The following is a 3091-nucleotide window of genomic DNA, read 5'->3' on the forward strand; positions in this document are numbered from 1 at the left end:
CTATGATATTGTATATAACCTGGTAAAGGACGCTGTGAATGCCGGGGTACAGTATATTTACAAAAAGACGGATTCAGGACTGCGGGGAAATGTGGGAAGCGAGCTGAGCGCCACGCTGCGGGCCAGCGGGAAAAAATTTCTTGCCTTTGTGCCTGCCTTTCCCAAAATGAACCGGGTAACCACAGGAGGTGTTCATTACATAGACGGTATCCCCTTGCGAAGAAGCGTATACGGAAAGGATCCCTTTGACCCGGTGGTCAGCTCTTACATTCCTGATTTGTTTGCAGATTTTGGAGTAAAGGTAAAGGTTTTTGAGAAGGCGGATAAATATGACACAAATGCCACAGAAGAAACCATCGGTATCTTTGACGCCCATACGGATCAGGACATGGATCGAATCATCAGGCATTTGAAGCAGAAAGGGCAGTTATCCGTTATGGCGGGCTGCGCCGGAGCTGCGGCGGTTCTAAATCGGGTGGCGGGCTTCGAGTGGAGACTCCGGGTGCGGCCCAGTCTAGATAAGCCGCTGCTGGTAATCTGTGGAAGCGTAAGCCCGGTGTCTAAGGCCCAGGTGGAGTATGCCAAAAAGCATGGCTTTGGATGGGCCGCCCTCAGTGTGGACAGGCAGTTAAAGGAAACGTATCTGCTTTCCCAGGAAGGAAAAGACTGGTTTGCAGGGCTGTGCCGGGAATGCGCTTTGTCAGAGCACTATATCATAGAGACAGATACTGTAAACCTGCTGGGAGACGAACCCATGGAGACGGCTAAAGATCGGGACAGGGGACGGCAGATTGCGGCGTCTTTAGGCCGTATCGTAGGGCGGCTTTTGGAGTCTGGGGTGGAAAAAACACTGATGATTATTGGAGGAGACACGCTGCTTGGTTTTTTTGAAGCCAACGACTGCCGAAGCATTCAGATCGTGTGCGAGCTAAGCGACGGCATGGTGCTGTCCAGGATGGACATTCAGGGGAAAGCCTTCTGGCTGATTTCCAAGTCCGGGGCCTTTGGGGACCGGGAGCTGCTTGTAAGTCTTGCACAGCAACAGCAGATAAGGAGAGAGATACAGATTGAACAGAAAAGTATATAAAACATATAAGCTGAAGCTGCCAGGTGCGATTTGCAGCGGAGAAAATGCCATGGATACCCTGGGAGAGATTGTAGGAGATAAATATAAGAAAATTGCATTGTTTACGGATCAGGGAATCGTCCGGGCGGGGGTGATAGATAAGCCTCTTTCTCTGCTTCAAAAAACGGGAGCACAGATTCTTGTGCTGGATGAGCTTCCCTCGGAGCCTGCTTGGGAAGCGGCTCAGGAGATCGCAGACCGCTGCCTTGAGTTTGGAGCGGAATTGATTGTGGCGGTAGGAGGCGGAAGCGTGATGGATGTGGCAAAGCTTGCTTCCGTTCTGGGAGGAGAGAATGTCAGCGTAAAGGCTTTGCTTTCCAATTCCGGGCTCTGCCAAAAAAGGATACCCACAGTGATGGTTCCCACCACTGCGGGCACCGGAGCGGAGGCCACGCCAAACTGTATTCTGGCTGTGCCGGAAAAAGAGCTGAAGATGGGAATTGTAAGCGAGGAAATGATGGCGGATTATGTGATTTTGGACAGAGAACCCAAACAAGGCCCGCCGCCCGCCATTGCCGCCGCCACAGGAGTGGATGCCTTATGCCATGCTCTGGAGTGTTACACCTCCAAAAAAGCTACTCCCTTCAGCGATTTGTTCGCCATGGAAGCACTTAGACTGATCATTCCCAATATTGAGAAGGCCTGCATGGATACCAGTGCCCTTGAGGAAAAAGAAAAAATGCTGCTGGCTTCTTTTTATGCGGGAGCAGCCATTACGGCATCCGGAACCACAGGAGTCCATGCCCTGTCTTACCCTCTTGGCGGAAAGTACCATATCCCCCACGGCACGGCGAATGCTATTATGCTGTTACCGGTGATGAAGTATAATGCCCCTTGCTGTCAGGAGGAATTTGCTCAAATTTATGATGCCTGTCTGAGCTCGGACGGGGAAGAGGACACTTCTGAAAGAAAAAAAGATCTGTCTGAAGGGGAAAAAGCCGAACGGGTGCTTGGGTGGCTTGAGGAATTGCTGAAAAAGCTTCCGCTGGAGCTTTCTTTGGAAAAGTACGGAATTGGGGAAGAGGAGCTGGAAACCCTGGTCCGCTCCGGCATGGAGGTACAGAGGCTTTTGGTAAACAATAAGAGGGAAATCACTGCACAGGCAGCGCGAGACCTGTATCAGGAGGCAATGTATGGTGGAGATTAAGGGAATTATTCCTCCGATTCTGACCCCCATGGGGGAGGATGAAGAGATCAGGCAGCAGGAGCTTAGGAATCAGGTAAATAGAATGATAGAGGCTGGGGTTCACGGAATTTTCGCCTGCGGCACCAATGGAGAGGGATATGCCTTAAGTGAACAGGAAAAGGAAATGGTTCTGGAGACCGTTATTGAAGAGACGGCGGGAAGGGTTCCTGTGTATGGCGGTGTGGGCTGCATCACCACCAGGGATACGCTGCGTCTGGCTAAGAGAGCGGAAAGCATGGGATGCGATGTGCTTTCTATTATTACGCCCTCCTTTGCCCAGGCATCCCAGGAGGAGCTGTATGAGCACTACCTGTGTGTGGCAAGAGGGGTGAACCTTCCGATTGTATTGTATAACATACCTGCCAGGACAGGAAATTCCCTGGGGGTGGATTTGGTAAAGCGCCTGTCCCAGGTGGAAAATATTGTGGGGATTAAGGACAGCAGCGGAAATTTTGATCAGATGCTGCAATATTTGGAAGCAACCGCAGGCAGCGGCTTTAAGGTGCTTTCGGGGAACGATTCTCTGATTCTTTGGAATCTTTTGGCCGGTGGAGCCGGAGGGATTGCAGGCTGTGCCAATGTTTACCCGGAAAATATGGTGCGCATCTATGAATGCTTTATAAAGGGAGACATAGAAGAGGCAAAGCGGGCCCAGGATGCCATTCGAAGCTTCCGGGACTGCTTCCGCTACGGAAATCCCAATACCGTTGTGAAAACCGCCGTGGCCTTGCTGGGATATCCGGTGGGAAACTGCAGACGGCCCTTTCACCAGCTTTCAA

The 3091-nt window shown here is 51.4% G+C and carries 3 protein-coding genes; all 3 read left to right on the plus strand.

The window, feature by feature from the left end; all coding sequences use genetic code 11:
- Positions 1 to 1087: four-carbon acid sugar kinase family protein (locus tag AC1WIP_RS13645; RefSeq protein WP_481142342.1), on the plus strand; the 1087-nt coding region annotated here is incomplete at its 5' end.
- Positions 1068 to 2273 (plus strand): iron-containing alcohol dehydrogenase, encoded by a 1206-nt coding sequence (locus tag AC1WIP_RS13650; protein WP_481142343.1) that lies wholly within the window; start codon positions 1068 to 1070, stop codon positions 2271 to 2273. The genes AC1WIP_RS13645 and AC1WIP_RS13650, both read left to right, overlap by 20 nt.
- Positions 2260 to 3091: 4-hydroxy-tetrahydrodipicolinate synthase (gene dapA, locus AC1WIP_RS13655; protein WP_481142344.1), on the plus strand; the 832-nt coding region annotated here is incomplete at its 3' end. The genes AC1WIP_RS13650 and dapA, both read left to right, overlap by 14 nt.

This window comes from Acetatifactor sp. (assembly GCF_982438285.1).